Below are 16,218 nucleotides of genomic sequence, written 5' to 3'. Positions count from 1 at the left end.
ATGCGGATAGCACGCCTGATTCGCTCCCGCTGGCTGTGGCTGGCGGGAGCGCTTCTCGTTTCAGGGGGGCTGATTGTCGTCGCTGACCGCGTGTGGCCGTTGCCCCTGAAAGAGGTCAACCCTGCGCGAGTGGTGGTGGATGAGCAGGGTGTTCCGTTGTGGCGTTTTGCCGACAGCGAAGGCATCTGGCGCTATCCGGTTACCATTAAAGAGGTTTCCCCACGCTATCTTGAGGCGCTGATCCAGTATGAAGATCGCTGGTTCTGGGATCACCCGGGCGTCAATCCGCTATCTGTACTGCGTGCCGCCTGGCAGGATCTCACCTCCGGGAGAGTGGTTTCTGGCGGGAGCACGCTTACCATGCAGGTGGCACGCCTTCTGGATCCGCATCCGCGAACCTTTGGCGGTAAAATTCGTCAGCTGTGGCGGGCGATGCAGCTGGAATGGCATCTCTCCAAGCGTGAAATCCTGACGCTGTATCTGAACCGTGCCCCGTTTGGCGGCACGTTGCAGGGCGTGGGCGCGGCAAGCTGGACTTACCTTGGCAAACCGCCGTCTCAGCTGAGCTATTCCGACGCGGCGCTGCTGGCTGTACTACCACAAGCACCCAGCCGTCTGCGCCCGGACCGCTGGCCGGAACGTGCCGAAGTGGCGCGGAACAAAGTACTCGACCGCATGCTGACTCAGGGCGTCTGGTCTGAGAAGCTGGTGAAAGAGTCCCGTGAAGAGCCGGTCTGGCTGGCCCCCCGGCAGATGCCGCAACTGGCGCCGCTCTTTTCCCGCATGATGCTGAGTAAAAGTCGTGACACAAAAATAGTCACCACGCTGGAAGCAGCATTGCAACGACAGCTTGAAGAGCTGGCAATGAACTGGAAATCACGCCTGCCCGCCCGCAGTTCGCTGGCGATGATCGTCGTGGATCATACATCCATGAAAGTGCGTGGCTGGGTAGGCTCGGTAGATATCAATGATGACAGCCGTTTCAGCCACGTAGATATGGTCAATGCGATCCGATCGCCGGGATCGGTTCTCAAACCATTCATCTATGGCATGGCGCTGGACGATGGTCTGATCCATCCCGCTTCGTTATTACAGGATGTTCCAAGAAAAACGGGGGATTATCGTCCCGGCAACTTTGACAGCGGCTTCCATGGGCCGGTCAGTATGAGCGAAGCCCTGGTGCGTTCCCTCAACCTGCCTGCGGTGCAGGTTCTGGAAGCGTACGGCCCAAAACGTTTTGCCGGAATGCTGAGCAACGCGGGATTACCGCTCATTCTGCCTGCGGGGGCACAGCCCAACCTCTCTCTGATCCTGGGGGGCGCAGGCGCACGCCTGGCTGATATCGCTGCCGCCTATAGCGCCTTTGCGCGTCAGGGTAAGGCGGGCCGGCTGCGTTTACAGCCGGGCGATCCGCTGATCGAACGTCCGCTGTTATCGCAGGGGGCGGCGTGGATTATTCGTCGCATTCTCGCTAATGAAGCACAGCCCCTGCCGGACAGTGCGCTGCCCCAGGTTGCGCCGCTGGCGTGGAAAACGGGCACCAGCTATGGCTACCGGGATGCCTGGGCCATCGGCCTGAATGCCCGCTATGTCATCGGAATCTGGACCGGACGCCCGGACGGCACGCCCGTTGCCGGGCAGTTTGGTTTCGCCAGCGCGGTACCGCTCCTGAATCAGGTCAATAACATGCTTCAGTCCCGCTCGATGGTGGATGAAGCGCGCCTGCCGCGCGATCCGCGTCCCGCAAGCGTAGGACGGGGCGTGATTTGCTGGCCGGGGGGCCAGTCCCTGCCTGAAGGGAGCGAAAACTGTCGGCGTCGGCTGTCAACCTGGCTGCTGGAAGGCAGTGAACCGCCTACGCTGCTGCTGCCGGAACAGGAAGGTATTCGCGGGATCCGTTTCCCGGTCTGGCTGGATAAAGAAGGCAAACGCGTTGCGGCGGATTGTCCTGATGCGACAGAAAAAGTGCTGGATGTCTGGCCGCTGCCGCTGGAGCCCTGGCTGCCTGCTGCCGAAAAACGGGCTGCTCGTCTCCCCGCCCGTTCAGCAATTTGCCCTCCGCTGGATAACCATAATGCGGCGCCGCTGATGTTGTCAGGCGTCAGAGAAGGGGCGGTAATTAAACGTCTTCCAGGTGAGAAAAATATTACCCTCAACGTTTCAACCAGCGGCGGGGAGGGGCAACGATGGTGGTTTTTGAATGGCGAACCGCTGGACGGGCATCAGAAGAATTATTCACTGCAATTATATTTGCCTGGTAAATATCAATTAATTGTATTAGATGAAACAGGACAAACGGTGACGGTGAATTTTGAATTAGATCGCTAAGTGTTACTCCTCAAGAGTTAGCTTGATAATTATCAATATTCGTTCCTGAAAAAAAACGAGAATGCGTTTTTATTTGAAGGAACGAGCAATGAAAAAAAATAAACATCAGGGAGAAGGGCTTATTCCCGCCATATCCCGGCGTCATTTTATTCAGGCAGGGTCGGCGCTCGCCGCCCTGCCGTTTGTCGTCAAAACCGGCAAAGTACAGGCACAGGATGCGGCGGTTTCAGACGCTACGCCTGAAGAAAAAGTGGTGCAAACCTGTAGTACGTTTGACTGCGGCGGCAAGTGTGATATTCGTGCTCACGTCAGTGATGGCGTTGTGACCCGAATTTCAACGCGTCCGGATAACGCGCTGGATCCGCAGATGCCAGTGATGCGCGCCTGCGTTCGTGGTCGGGCTTATCGGAAATTTGTTTATCATCCCGATCGGCTTAAATATCCAATGAAACGCGTGGGTAAACGTGGCGAAGGAAAATTCGAACGTATTACCTGGGATGAAGCCACCACCCTTATTGCGGATCAATTAAAAACTATTACGCAAAAATACGGTGCTGCGTCACGCTATGTTCATGTGGGCACCGCGGTGTCCGGCGGGACCTTTTCCGGCGATAAAATGGTTCGTCGTCTGCTCAACTTAACCGGCGGCTATCTCGAAAGCTATCACTCGGTCAGTATGGGTAACACGGCGGCGGCAACGCCCTATACCTATGGCACCGCCGCCAGCGGCAGCTCTCTGGACACGCTGCTGGACACCAAACTGGTCATTCTCTGGGGGCATAACCCGACGGAAACCATCTTCGGGCACAGCAACCACTTCTACCAGAAGATGAAGCAAAACGGCACGCGCTTTATCGTTGTTGACCCACGCTATTCCGATACGGTTTCCTCCCTTGCCGATCAGTGGATCCCATTGCTTCCTGCCACGGACAACGCCCTGATGGACGCGATGATGTATGTGATCGTCACGGAGAATCTGCACGATCGCGACTTTATTCAACGCTACACCCTGGGCTTTGACGAAGACGCCATGCCAGAAGGCGTTCCGGCCAATGAATCCCTGATGGCTTACCTGAGCGGTGCAAAGGATGGCGTGGCGAAAACGCCCGAGTGGGCAGAGAAAATCACTCACGTGCCTGCACAAACTATTCGTCAGCTGGCGCGCGACTACGCAACCACCAAACCCGCCGCGCTGATCCAGGGCTGGGGACCGCAGCGTCACAACTGCGGCGAGCGCACCGCGCGCGGCTCGACGATACTGGCCACGCTGACGGGTAACGTTGGGGTGAAAGGCGGCTGGGCAGCAGGCTATGGAGGCTGCGCAAACCGCAAATTTGCGGCCGGGCCAGAGATGCCGGACAACCCGGTCAAAGCCAAAATTTCGGTCATGAACTGGGTGCAGGCTGCTGATGATGCTTCTAAGGTAACCGCGGAAGATGGCCTGAAGGATGCTGAGAAGCTGGACAGCAATATCCGCATCCTGTTCTCGCTGGCGGGCAATTATCTGGCTAACCAGAACCCGGATCTTCATCAGGCAACCCGTGTCCTGGAAGACGAGTCGAAAATCGAGTTTATCGTCGCAAGCGATCTGTTTATGACGCCTAGCGCCAGATACGCCGACCTGCTTTTGCCGGAAACCAGCTTTATGGAACGCTGGAATATCGGCGAAACCTGGGGCACGGCAAGCTATCTGATCCTGTCAGAAAAGCTCATTGAACCTGAATTTGAACGCCGTTCAGACTACGACTGGCTGCGGGAGGTCGCTGCTAAGCTTGGCGTCGAGCCAGCGTTCAGCGAGGGCCGTGACGAAAAAGCGTGGATTGAGCACATCTGGGAGCAGACGCGGCTGTCCATGCCGGATGAAAACCTGCCGGACTTCGCGACGCTACAGAAGACGCGTCAGCATCTTTTCAAAAGCGCGCCGTACGTTGCCTTTGAAGACAACATTCGCGATCCGCAGAATCATCCGTTCCCGACGCCGTCCGGAAAAATTGAGATCTTCTCGAAGCGTCTGTACGACATGCATCACCCGGAAATTCCGGCGCTGTCGCACTACGTGCCTGCCCATGAAGGGCCGGAAGACGAGCTGGCGAAAACCTTCCCGCTCCAGCTGATCACCTGGAAAGGGAAAAACCGCGCTAACTCCACCCAGTACGCCAACCCGTGGTTAATTGAGGCGCAGCAGCAAAAGCTGTGGATCAACCCGCAGGATGCGCAAAAGCGCGGCATTGCGCAGGGGGATACCGTACGTATTCATAACGCGCGCGGCATTTGCGAGATCCCGGCGGAGGTCACGCCGCGCATCATTCCAGGCGTGGTGGCCATGCAGGCAGGCGCCTGGTGGCAGCCGGACGAGCAGGGTATCGATAAAGGCGGCTGCGCGAACGTGCTCAGTTCCGCCCGTATTACCGCGCTTGCGAAAGGGAATTCCCATCAAACCATGCTGGTGGAGGTAGCTAAAGCATGAGTCAGTTTAAACATTACGCACCGGTGAGCGACAAACAGCTGGGTTTTTATATCGACTCTTCTCGCTGCTCGGGCTGCAAGGCATGCCAGGTGGCGTGCAAAGATAAAAACAACCTTGAGGTCGGACGTCGTTTCCGTCGCGTTTATGAAGTCAATGGCGGGAATTTCATCCCAACCGGGCAGGGCGGCGTCAGCAACAATGTGTTTGCCTACACGCTCTCTATTTCCTGTAACCACTGTGCAGACCCAATCTGCACTAAAAACTGTCCGACCACGGCGATGCACAAGCGTCCGGGAGACGGCATTGTGCGCGTTGATACTGATAAGTGCGTCGGCTGCGGCTACTGCGCGTGGTCTTGCCCTTACGGCGCGCCACAGCTCAACGAGCAGACCGGGCAGATGTCCAAATGTGATTTCTGCGTGGATCTCCAGGCGAAGGGAGAGCAGCCCGTCTGTGTGGCAACCTGTCCACTCGAAGCGATTAAATTCGGGCCGATTGATGAACTGCGGGCGAAGTATGGTGCGGTCTGTGATGTGAAAGGCTTGCCTGATTCCTCCATCACCAAACCAAACCTGGTGATCAAAGCGCATCAGGGCGCAGAGAAAGAGGGGAAACGTCATGCATGAGTTACCGCTGCTGATTTTTACGCTGTTCCTGCAAGGATCGGTTGGCGTTACGCTGTGGCTGGCGTTCGGAAGCACGCAACGTAGCGCGCTGCTGCCGGCTGCCGGAGCGTTTGTGCTGGCGAGCCTGGGGCTGCTTGCCTCCGCGCTGCACATGGGCTATCCGCTTAATGCTTTTAACGCGCTGCGCCACGTATCCAGCTCCTGGCTGAGCCGTGAGATTATCTTTGCCAGTCTTTATCTTGCGGCACTTGGCCTCGCAACGCTGCTGATGTTTGTCAAAAAGCCTGGCTGGAAGCCACTGCTGGTTGTGGCAGGTCTTGTCGGGCTGGTGGATGTGTTCTGCATGGCGCAGATCTACATGCACGCATCCGTGGTGACATGGCAGCATGTTAACACTCTGGTGCTGTTTATCGGTTCGGTGGGGATTATCGGTTCAGCCTGCATGGCCGTTGGGACGCGTTCCCAGTCAACCGTGCGTGCGGCGGTTGTCATTATCACGCTGCTGGTGCTTGTGCGTCTGGTGATGCAGCCCGTCTGGCTGGCAGATATTACGGCTATGGACCACACCGTGGTGACGTTCCCTCACGCACCGCTACAGATGCTGGAGCAACTGCGAACCGTTCATCTGCTGAGCTGGTGCGTATCCGTTGCGGGTATGCTGTGCTTTGCTGCGGGCGGCTTAAAAGCGGCGCGAGGCACAATGCTGTTGGGCAGCGCCTTGCTAATTGTGGGTGAGCTGATGCTGCGCTTTGTTTTCTTCAGTATTGGCTGATGGGCGGATTAACCTTTGCCCCGGCGATGGACGTGACGCATGCGTGCGTCCGTCGTCGTTTTCGCCACTCTTCCTGCTGTGCCTGCGCGGACGTCTGTCCCGTGCAGGCTTTTTCTTTTACCGACTCAGGCGTCTCGGTTGATGACAGCCGCTGTATTGAATGCGGTGACTGCCTGTTCGTCTGCCCCGCTGGGGCCATCACCGGCATCACGCCGCGAAAACGCTTTCTGAGTGGCGATACGCTTGTTGGGCCGTTTACTGACCGTGCGCCAGGGGTGAATGAGCTTCTGCTGTGGCACGCGCAGTACCACGTTCGTTTTATCAGTATCGACGCGGAGCAGAATCCTGACTGGTTGCTGGCGATTGCCCGGCTGAATCTGGCGCTTCGTCGACGCGGTGAAGCGGCGTGGGCGTTTAAACATATACCCGTCAACGAGGTTAATACCGCCCGGCGTGCGCTGATGCACGTTCCCCGTGAGGATGTCCGGGTCTGTAGCGTCGTGCCCGGTCAGCATGAGCTGCGCAGGGCGTTTTCTGCGTTTAGCGAGGCAGAGATAACTCTCGATACCGAATCCTGCGTACTCTGCGGCGCGTGCTGGCGGAGTTGTACGGAAAACGCGATTCGGTTTGAGAACGCTGAACTGGTCGTGGAAACCGGACGCTGTACGGGGTGCGGCGGCTGCGAAGCGGTATGCCAGCATGGGGCGATAAACGTGACGCAAACAGAAGGAACAGCGAAAAGCGTGACCATACGGGCATATGAAGCCGTTTGCCTGACGTGCCACCGTCATTTCTGGTCATTTACGTCTGATGAAAAGCAGTGCCCGCTCTGTTTTCATCATCAACACGGTATGCGAAATACGAGCTGTTGCTAATCTTCGTCTCATTTTAAAAAAATGTTATGCATAACCATAGGCAATGGCGCTATTGCTCTTTATAATCCGCGCCACACCATACTCAGGTATGCAAAAACAACAGAACATTTTACAGAGGTTATCAATGGCTATTGAACGTACTTTTTCCATCATCAAACCAAACGCGGTGGCAAAAAACGTTATTGGCAGCATCTTCGCTCGCTTTGAATCAGCAGGGTTTAAGATCGTTGGCACCAAAATGCTGCACCTGACCGTTGAGCAGGCTCGCGGTTTCTACGCTGAGCACGAAGGTCGCCCATTCTTTGACGGTCTGGTCGAGTTCATGACTTCTGGCCCAATCGTGGTATCCGTACTGGAAGGCGAAAACGCGGTACAGCGTCACCGCGATCTGCTGGGTGCAACCAACCCGGACAACGCGCTGGCAGGTACTCTGCGCGCTGACTACGCAGACAGCTTCACCGAGAACGGCACCCACGGTTCCGACTCTGTTGAATCTGCTGCGCGCGAAATCGCGTTCTTCTTCGCTGAAGGCGAAGTGTGCCCGCGCACTCGCTAATAATTTCGTAAATGCCGCGTGCAAACGTGGCATCCCTGCGCCAGACTTTGTACAATGCAACGCCCCGGACGAGCAGACTGCTTACCGGGGCGTTTCTTTTCAACCCACCAAGGGCCACAACGTGTAACAACGAGGCCGGAAAAAATTATGTCTGAATTAGTGAATACCTCCGAAGTCGCCATTCCTGCGGTTCCCAATAAAAATGGAAAAATTAACCTGCTGGACCTGAACCGTCAGCAGATGCGCGAGTTCTTTAAAGAGATGGGCGAGAAGCCGTTTCGTGCCGATCAGGTCATGAAATGGATGTACCACTATTGCAGCGACAACTTTGATGACATGACGGACATCAACAAAGTGCTGCGCAATAAGCTTAAAGAAGTGGCTGAAATCCGCGCACCGGAAGTGGTGGAAGAGCAGCGCTCTTCAGATGGCACCATCAAGTGGGCCATTGCCGTTGGCGATCAGCGCGTTGAAACCGTGTATATCCCGGAAGACGATCGCGCCACGCTGTGCGTCTCTTCTCAGGTGGGCTGTGCGCTGGAGTGCAAATTCTGCTCTACGGCGCAGCAGGGCTTTAACCGTAACCTGCGCGTGTCGGAAATCATCGGCCAGGTCTGGCGTGCCGCGAAAATCGTGGGCGCGGCGAAAGTCACCGGTACACGTCCAATCACCAACGTGGTGATGATGGGGATGGGTGAACCGCTGCTCAACCTGACCAACGTCGTTCCGGCGATGGAAATTATGCTCGACGATTTCGGTTTTGGCCTGTCCAAGCGCCGCGTTACGCTCTCTACTTCCGGCGTGGTGCCTGCGCTGGACAAACTGGGCGATATGATTGACGTTGCGTTGGCCATCTCCCTTCACGCGCCAAACGATGCCATCCGTGACGAAATTGTGCCGATCAACAAAAAGTACAATATCGAAACCTTCCTGGCTGGCGTGCGCCGTTACCTGGAGAAATCCAACGCTAACCAGGGCCGCGTGACCATTGAATACGTGATGCTGGATCATGTTAACGACGGTACCGAGCATGCACATGAGCTGGCTGAACTGCTGAAAGATACGCCATGCAAGATCAACCTGATCCCATGGAACCCGTTCCCGGGCGCGCCGTATGGCCGTAGCTCGAACAGCCGTATCGATCGCTTCTCAAAAGTGCTGATGGAGTATGGTTTCACCACCATCGTACGTAAAACGCGTGGCGACGATATCGACGCAGCCTGTGGCCAGCTGGCGGGTGACGTTATTGACCGTACCAAACGTACGCTGCGTAAGCGTATGCAGGGTGAGTCAATCGCGGTTAAAACCATTTGATTATTATGCAGACACGGCGCATTTTTTGCGCCGTGAAGCATTAATTTACTGAATATTCAGTCACAATCATCACGACTGATTAATAATTACGGTGCGTTTCATACGACTTTCGGGCAGTATGTAACGACGTAACAACAGTTTAGCGTGAAGGCCTGCCAGCGCTGTCATCTGCGGCCCGACAGTCTTATACTGTTTGTTCCAGGTTAACTGACCTAAAGTTTCGCGGTGCGGGTGGCATTGTGACTCACCGGCACCTGAACCCTTATTTTCACGTACCAGTAGTTGTAGCGAATGAATACTGAAGCCACTCACGATCAAAATGCAGCACTCTCCACTGGCGTTCGTCTTCGCAACGCCCGTGAACAACTCGGACTTAGCCAGCAAGCCGTTGCAGAACGCCTGTGCCTGAAGGTTTCCACCGTTCGCGATATTGAAGAAGATAAGGCACCCGCCGATCTGGCTTCAACGTTTCTGCGCGGTTATATCCGTTCTTACGCCAAACTGGTTCATATCCCTGAAGACGAATTACTGCCGATGATGGAGAAGCAGGCGCCTGTGCGTGCGGCAAAAGTTGCGCCGATGCAAAGCTTCTCTCTGGGTAAACGTCGTAAAAAACGCGATGGCTGGCTGATGAGCTTTACCTGGCTGGTCCTGTTTGTGGTTGTCGGCCTGACGGGCGCATGGTGGTGGCAAAACCACAAAGCGCAGCAGGAAGAGATCACCACCATGGCCGATCAGTCCTCCGCTGAGCTTAATCAGTCTGGTAATAACGGCGCGCAAAGCGTGCCGTTGAGCACCGAAGGGGCGACCTCCAGCGAACCTCAGTCGGCAGCAAGCAACACGCCTGCAACCGAGCCAGCGGCGACGCCAGAAGCGACGACGAATACTGCGCCAGCCACCCAGACCCAGGATCAGAACGCGGTCGTATCACCTTCTCAGGCCAATGTTGATACCGCCCCTGCGGCAACGGCACCGGCAGAGAACACCGCGGCGTCACTGCCAACTGACCCGGCTGGCACGGCGGCACCTGCCGTTGACCCGAATGCGCTGGTGATGAATTTTACGGCTGATTGCTGGCTGGAAGTGACTGACGCGACAGGTAAAAAGCTGTTCAGCGGCCTGCAACGTAAAGATGGCACGTTAAATCTAACGGGCCAGGCACCTTACAAGCTTAAAATCGGCGCACCGGCAGCGGTACAGATCCAGTATCAAGGAAAACCTGTCGATCTGAGCCGCTTTATCAGAACTAACCAGGTTGCGCGTCTTACCGTTAATGCCGAACAATCAGCAGCACAGTAACAGACGGGCAATGCGGGAGATTTTACATGCATAACCAGGCTCCTATTCAACGTAGAAAATCGAAACGGATTTACGTTGGGAACGTGCCAATCGGCGATGGGGCGCCTATCGCCGTCCAGTCGATGACCAATACGCGTACTACGGATGTAGAAGCGACGGTCAATCAAATCAAAGCATTAGAACGCGTCGGCGCGGACATTGTTCGCGTCTCTGTGCCTACCATGGACGCCGCCGAGGCGTTCAAACTGATCAAGCAGCAGGTGAGTGTTCCGCTGGTTGCCGATATTCACTTCGATTACCGTATCGCGCTGAAAGTCGCTGAATATGGTGTCGATTGCCTGCGTATTAACCCAGGCAACATCGGCAACGAAGAGCGCATTCGCATGGTGGTTGACTGCGCCCGCGACAAAAACATTCCAATCCGTATCGGCGTAAACGCTGGCTCTCTGGAAAAAGATCTCCAGGAAAAGTACGGTGAGCCGACGCCGCAGGCGCTGCTCGAATCCGCAATGCGTCACGTCGATCATCTGGATCGCCTTAACTTCGATCAGTTTAAAGTGAGCGTGAAAGCGTCTGACGTCTTCCTGGCCGTTGAATCGTATCGTCTGCTGGCAAAACAGATCGATCAGCCGCTGCATCTTGGCATCACCGAGGCGGGCGGTCTGCGCAGCGGTTCGGTAAAATCTGCGATTGGTCTCGGCCTGCTGCTCTCTGAAGGCATCGGCGACACGTTACGTGTCTCCCTGGCCGCCGATCCGGTGGAAGAGATCAAAGTCGGTTTCGACATCCTGAAATCACTGCGTATCCGCGCGCGTGGGATCAACTTCATCGCCTGCCCAACCTGTTCACGTCAGGAGTTTGACGTGATCGGCACCGTGAATGCTCTGGAGCAGCGCCTGGAAGACATCATCACCCCGATGGACGTTTCCATCATCGGCTGCGTGGTGAACGGTCCGGGTGAAGCGCTGGTGTCCACGCTGGGCGTGACCGGCGGTAACAAGAAAAGTGGTCTCTATGAGGATGGCGTTCGTAAAGATCGTCTGGATAATAGTGACATGATCGACCAGCTCGAAGCCCGCATTCGTGCAAAAGCGACGATGATGGACGAAGCGCAGCGCATCAGCGTTCAGCAGGTTGAAAAATAACGTGATGGGAAGCAGGCTGCTTCCCATGTATGATTGAACCCATTCTTTGGGTTCTTTTTTGTATATAGAAAGAGAATAAACGTGGCAAAAAACATTCAAGCCATCCGCGGCATGAACGATTATCTGCCTGGCGAAACCGCCATCTGGCAGCGCATTGAAGGCACACTGAAGCAGGTGCTCGGCAGCTACGGTTACAGCGAAATTCGTTTGCCGATTGTAGAGCAGACCCCGTTATTCAAACGCGCGATCGGCGAAGTAACCGACGTGGTTGAAAAAGAGATGTATACCTTTGAGGACCGCAACGGCGACAGCCTGACCCTGCGTCCTGAGGGGACGGCGGGTTGCGTACGCGCCGGCATCGAACATGGTCTCCTGTACAATCAGGAGCAGCGCCTGTGGTATATCGGCCCGATGTTCCGCCACGAACGTCCGCAAAAAGGCCGCTACCGTCAGTTCAACCAGCTTGGCGTGGAAGTGTTTGGTCTGCAAGGACCAGATATCGATGCTGAACTGATTATGCTTACTGCCCGCTGGTGGCGTGCGCTCGGTATTTCTGAGCACGTATCCCTGGAGCTGAACTCTATCGGTTCTCTGGAAGCGCGTGCGAACTATCGCGATGCGCTGGTGGCGTTCCTGGAACAGCACAAAGAGAAGCTCGACGAAGACTGTAAGCGTCGTATGTACAGCAACCCGCTGCGCGTACTCGATTCCAAAAATCCTGACGTACAGGCGCTGCTGAATGATGCGCCAGCGCTGGGTGACTACCTGGATGAGGATTCCCGCGAACACTTTGCCGGCCTGTGCAAGCTGCTTGAAGCGGCGGGCATTGCTTATACCGTTAACCAGCGTCTGGTGCGCGGTCTGGACTACTACAACCGCACCGTATTTGAGTGGGTCACCACCAGCCTCGGTTCGCAGGGCACCGTCTGTGCTGGCGGTCGTTATGACGGTCTGGTCGAGCAACTGGGTGGTCGCGCAGCACCGGCAGTAGGCTTCGCGATGGGCCTTGAGCGACTTGTTTTGCTGGTTCAGGCAGTTAATCCGGAATTTAAAGCTGATCCTGTTGTCGATATATACCTGGTGGCCTCAGGTGCGGATACGCAGTCTGCGGCAATGCAGCTTGCCGAACGCGTGCGCGATGCGCTGCCGGACGTTAAGCTGATGACCAACCACGGCGGCGGCAACTTTAAAAAACAGTTTGCTCGTGCCGATAAGTGGGGCGCAAGTATCGCACTGGTGCTGGGTGAGTCCGAAGTGGCCAACGGCGAAGTGGTAGTTAAAGACCTGCGCTCTGGTGAGCAAACTACGGTAACGCAGGATGGCGTTGCGGCGCACTTGCGCACACTATTGGGCTAAGGAGAAGGACTGCGTGGAAATTTACGAGAACGAACACGACCAGGTTGATGCGGTTAAACGCTTCTTTGCTGAAAACGGCAAGGCACTGGTTGTAGGGGTTATTTTAGGTGTTGGTGCGCTGGTAGGCTGGCGTTACTGGAACAATCATCAGGCTGACTCTGCTCGCGGTTCGTCCCTGAACTACGAAAATACCGTTAGCGCAATCCGTGCCGATCAGCCGCAAACGCTGACGGCTGCGGAGAAATTTGCCGCTGACAACAAAAACACCTACGGCGCGCTGGCTGCGCTGGAAGTGGCTCAGCAGTATGTTGATAAAAACGAACTGGACAAAGCCGCTGCGCAACTGTCTCAGGGGCTTGCTGCTGCCAGTGACGATAATCTGAAAGCGGTGATCAATCTGCGTCTGGCGCGTATCCAGGTTCAGCAGAAAAAAGCCGACGACGCGCTCAAAACGCTTGATACCATTAAAGGCGAAGGCTTTGCCGCTATTGTTGCCGATCTTCGCGGTGAAGCACTGCTGAGTAAGGGTGATAAAGCGGGCGCGCGTAAAGCGTGGCAAGCTGGCGTGGATAGTAAAGCTTCACCTGCGCTGAGCGAAATGATGCAGATGAAAATAAATAATTTGTCCGTCTGAGAGGGACCCAATGCAATTGCGTAAATTACTTCTGCCAGGACTGCTTTCTGTTACGTTATTGAGTGGTTGTTCACTGTTCAGTGGCGAAGAAGACGTTGTTAAAATGTCCCCGCTGCCGACGGTTGAAAACCAGTTCACCCCATCTACCGCCTGGGACACTTCCGTAGGCGATGGTATTGGCGATTTTTATTCCAACCTGCACCCGGCATTTGCTGACGGCGTTGTCTATGCGGCCGATCGCAAAGGCACCGTTAAAGCGCTGAACGCTGATGACGGAAAAGAAGTGTGGTCCATTAACCTGGCGGAAAAAGACGGCTGGTTCTCCCGTAAACCTGCACTGCTTTCTGGCGGCCTGACCGTTACTGGCGGTCACGTGTATGTGGGCAGCGAAAAAGCGCAGGTTTACGCGCTGAATGCCAGCGACGGTTCGGTTGCATGGCAGACCACCGTTGCCGGTGAATCCTTGTCGCGTCCGGTTGTTAGCGACGGCCTGGTGCTGATCCATACCAGCAACGGCCAGTTGCAGGCGCTGAACGAAGCCGATGGTCTGGTAAAATGGACGGTTAACCTGGATATGCCAGCGCTGTCTCTGCGTGGTGAATCTGCTCCGGCGACCGCATTTGGTGCCGCCATTGTGGGCGGTGACAACGGCCGAGTCAGCGCGGTACTGATGCAGCAGGGCCAGATGATCTGGCAGCAGCGTATTTCCCAGGCGACCGGTTCAACTGAAATCGACCGTCTGAGTGACGTGGACACCACGCCAGTTATCGTCGACGGTGTGGTTTACGCGCTGGCGTATAACGGCAACCTGACGGCGCTGGACCTGCGTAGCGGCCAGATCATGTGGAAACGTGAGCTGGGTTCCGTGAACGATTTCATCGTCGACGGCAACCGTATTTATATGGTGGATCAGAACGACCGCCTGCTGGCGCTGAGCACCGAAGGTGGCGTAACGCTGTGGACGCAAAGCGATCTGCTGCACCGTCTGCTGACCGCACCGGCACTGTATAACGGCAGCCTGGTGGTGGGCGACAGCGAAGGCTATATGCACTGGATCGATCCAGAGAATGGCCGCTTCGTGGCACAGCAGAAAGTGGATAGCTCAGGCTTCCTGACGGAGCCCGTTGTGGCTGACGGCAAACTGCTGATTCAGGCAAAAGACGGCACGCTGTACGCGATCACGCGTTAATTACACGGCGGTTGTAGTATACTAAACGGCTCCTGTTCACTCAGGAGCCGTTTTGACATTTTTAAAAACGCTGCGAAAGCGACGTTATTTTGAATTTTATGAGGCTTCAAACATGGTACCTGTGGTCGCGCTTGTCGGGCGCCCTAACGTTGGAAAATCCACTCTTTTTAACCGTTTAACACGCACCCGTGATGCGCTGGTTGCGGATTTCCCGGGGCTGACGCGTGACCGTAAGTACGGTCGTGCAGAGGTGGAAGGACGCGAGTTCATCTGTATCGATACCGGGGGTATTGACGGTACGGAAGACGGCGTAGAAACCCGCATGGCAGAGCAATCTCTGCTGGCTATCGAAGAAGCAGATGTGGTTCTGTTTATGGTGGATGCTCGCGCTGGCCTGATGCCCGCGGATTCTGCTATCGCTAAACATCTGCGTTCACGCGAAAAGCCAACCTTCCTGGTGGCGAACAAAACTGACGGCATCGATGCCGATCAGGCCATTGCGGATTTCTGGTCTTTAGGCCTGGGCGATATTTATCCTATCGCGGCCTCGCATGGCCGTGGCGTCACCAGCCTGCTGGAAACCGTTCTGCTGCCGTGGGTTGATGAAGTAAACCCACCGGAAGAGGTGGACGAGGACGCTGAATACTGGGCGCAGTTTGAAGCCGGAGAAGAAGGAGAGGAAGAGCCGGAAGACGACTTCAACCCGCAGGATCTGCCTATCAAGCTGGCTATCGTGGGTCGCCCAAACGTGGGTAAGTCTACGCTTACTAACCGTATTCTCGGCGAAGAGCGCGTGGTGGTTTACGACATGCCAGGCACAACGCGTGACAGCATCTACATTCCAATGCAGCGCGATGAACGTGAGTACGTACTTATCGACACCGCAGGGGTGCGTAAGCGCGGGAAAATCACCGATGTGGTGGAAAAATTCTCGGTGATCAAGACCCTTCAGGCGATTGAAGACGCCAACGTGGTGCTGCTGGTTATTGACGCACGTGAAGGTATCTCCGATCAGGATCTCTCTCTGCTCGGCTTTATCCTCAATAGTGGGCGCTCACTGGTTATCGTCGTCAACAAGTGGGACGGCCTGAGCAATGAAGTGCGCGAGCAGGTGAAAGAGACGCTGGACTTCCGTCTGGGCTTTATCGACTTTGCCCGCGTTCACTTTATCTCTGCCCTGCACGGGAGTGGTGTCGGCAACCTGTTCGAATCCGTTCGTGAAGCCTATGACAGCTCTACCCGCCGTCAGAGCACGGCGATGCTGACCCGTATCATGAACATGGCTGCTGAAGACCACCAGCCGCCGCTGGTGCGCGGTCGTCGCGTGAAGCTGAAATATGCTCACGCCGGGGGATATAACCCGCCTATCGTGGTGATCCACGGTAACCAGGTGAAGGATCTGCCGGACTCCTACAAACGGTACCTGATGAACTACTTCCGCAAGTCGCTGGACGTGATGGGTACGCCTATCCGTATTCAGTTCAAGGAAGGGGAAAACCCGTTTGCGAATAAACGCAACACCCTGACGCCGAACCAGATGCGTAAGCGTAAGCGTTTGATTAAGCACATTAAGAAAAGCAAATAATCCTTACCGATCTCACTAAAACCCGCGCCTGTCGCGGGTTTTTTTTCGCTCATTCAAAAGGCCCGCCTTCCC

At 55.7% G+C, this 16,218-nt stretch carries 13 protein-coding genes; all 13 read left to right on the top strand.

The window, feature by feature from the left end; all coding sequences use genetic code 11:
* The 13 genes from pbpC (at nt 1) to der (ending at nt 16,146) form a co-directional block, all read left to right on the top strand.
* Nucleotides 1–2,328 (top strand): peptidoglycan glycosyltransferase PbpC, encoded by a 2,328-nt coding sequence (gene pbpC / locus ACOTX4_RS09045; protein WP_063937757.1) that lies wholly within the window; start codon nt 1–3, stop codon nt 2,326–2,328.
* Nucleotides 2,329–2,416: 88 nt separating this feature from the next.
* Entirely contained in the window at nt 2,417–4,795 is a 2,379-nt protein-coding gene (locus ACOTX4_RS09040; RefSeq protein ID WP_045330494.1) for a DMSO/selenate family reductase complex A subunit, read from the top strand.
* Nucleotides 4,792–5,421 carry a DMSO/selenate family reductase complex B subunit gene (locus tag ACOTX4_RS09035; RefSeq protein ID WP_003860631.1) on the top strand — a complete coding sequence of 210 codons (630 nt, stop codon included), beginning with the start codon at nt 4,792–4,794 and terminating at the stop codon, nt 5,419–5,421. Before ACOTX4_RS09040 ends, ACOTX4_RS09035 begins: the two co-directional genes overlap by 4 nt.
* Complete coding sequence (locus tag ACOTX4_RS09030; protein WP_045330492.1) at nt 5,414–6,193, top strand: dimethyl sulfoxide reductase anchor subunit family protein; 780 nt, start codon at nt 5,414–5,416, stop codon at nt 6,191–6,193. The genes ACOTX4_RS09035 and ACOTX4_RS09030 overlap by 8 nt, the downstream gene beginning before the upstream one ends.
* Nucleotides 6,193–7,068 (top strand): 4Fe-4S binding protein, encoded by an 876-nt coding sequence (locus tag ACOTX4_RS09025; protein ID WP_045330490.1) that lies wholly within the window; start codon nt 6,193–6,195, stop codon nt 7,066–7,068. Before ACOTX4_RS09030 ends, ACOTX4_RS09025 begins: the two co-directional genes overlap by 1 nt.
* 124 nt (nt 7,069–7,192) lie before the next feature.
* The gene (ndk, locus tag ACOTX4_RS09020; RefSeq protein WP_003860625.1) at nt 7,193–7,624 is read left to right on the top strand and encodes a nucleoside-diphosphate kinase; all 432 of its coding nucleotides are present in this window, start codon (nt 7,193–7,195) and stop codon (nt 7,622–7,624) included.
* A gap of 147 nt (nt 7,625–7,771) precedes the next feature.
* A complete protein-coding gene (locus ACOTX4_RS09015; protein ID WP_063937755.1) occupies nt 7,772–8,938 on the top strand; it encodes a bifunctional tRNA (adenosine(37)-C2)-methyltransferase TrmG/ribosomal RNA large subunit methyltransferase RlmN in 1,167 nt (388 codons plus the stop codon).
* A gap of 291 nt (nt 8,939–9,229) precedes the next feature.
* Entirely contained in the window at nt 9,230–10,237 is a 1,008-nt protein-coding gene (gene rodZ, locus ACOTX4_RS09010; RefSeq protein ID WP_045330488.1) for a cytoskeleton protein RodZ, read from the top strand.
* Nucleotides 10,238–10,263: 26 nt separating this feature from the next.
* Complete coding sequence (gene ispG / locus ACOTX4_RS09005; protein WP_003860619.1) at nt 10,264–11,382, top strand: flavodoxin-dependent (E)-4-hydroxy-3-methylbut-2-enyl-diphosphate synthase; 1,119 nt, start codon at nt 10,264–10,266, stop codon at nt 11,380–11,382.
* Between the two features lie 81 nt (nt 11,383–11,463).
* Nucleotides 11,464–12,738 (top strand): histidine--tRNA ligase, encoded by a 1,275-nt coding sequence (gene hisS, locus ACOTX4_RS09000; protein ID WP_022649001.1) that lies wholly within the window; start codon nt 11,464–11,466, stop codon nt 12,736–12,738.
* A 13-nt stretch (nt 12,739–12,751) separates the two neighbouring features.
* Nucleotides 12,752–13,372: a YfgM family protein gene (locus ACOTX4_RS08995; RefSeq protein WP_003860614.1), complete on the top strand. Its 621-nt coding sequence runs from the start codon at nt 12,752–12,754 to the stop codon at nt 13,370–13,372.
* A gap of 10 nt (nt 13,373–13,382) precedes the next feature.
* Complete coding sequence (gene bamB / locus ACOTX4_RS08990; RefSeq protein ID WP_003860612.1) at nt 13,383–14,561, top strand: outer membrane protein assembly factor BamB; 1,179 nt, start codon at nt 13,383–13,385, stop codon at nt 14,559–14,561.
* A gap of 112 nt (nt 14,562–14,673) precedes the next feature.
* Nucleotides 14,674–16,146 (top strand): ribosome biogenesis GTPase Der, encoded by a 1,473-nt coding sequence (gene der, locus ACOTX4_RS08985; protein ID WP_003860611.1) that lies wholly within the window; start codon nt 14,674–14,676, stop codon nt 16,144–16,146.
* Nucleotides 16,147–16,218: the final 72 nt, after the last annotated feature.

This window comes from Enterobacter cloacae complex sp. IR5459 (assembly GCF_049238005.1).
GTDB lineage: Bacteria > Pseudomonadota > Gammaproteobacteria > Enterobacterales > Enterobacteriaceae > Enterobacter > Enterobacter hormaechei_C.
This window is presented reverse-complemented; position numbering and strand designations above follow the sequence as displayed.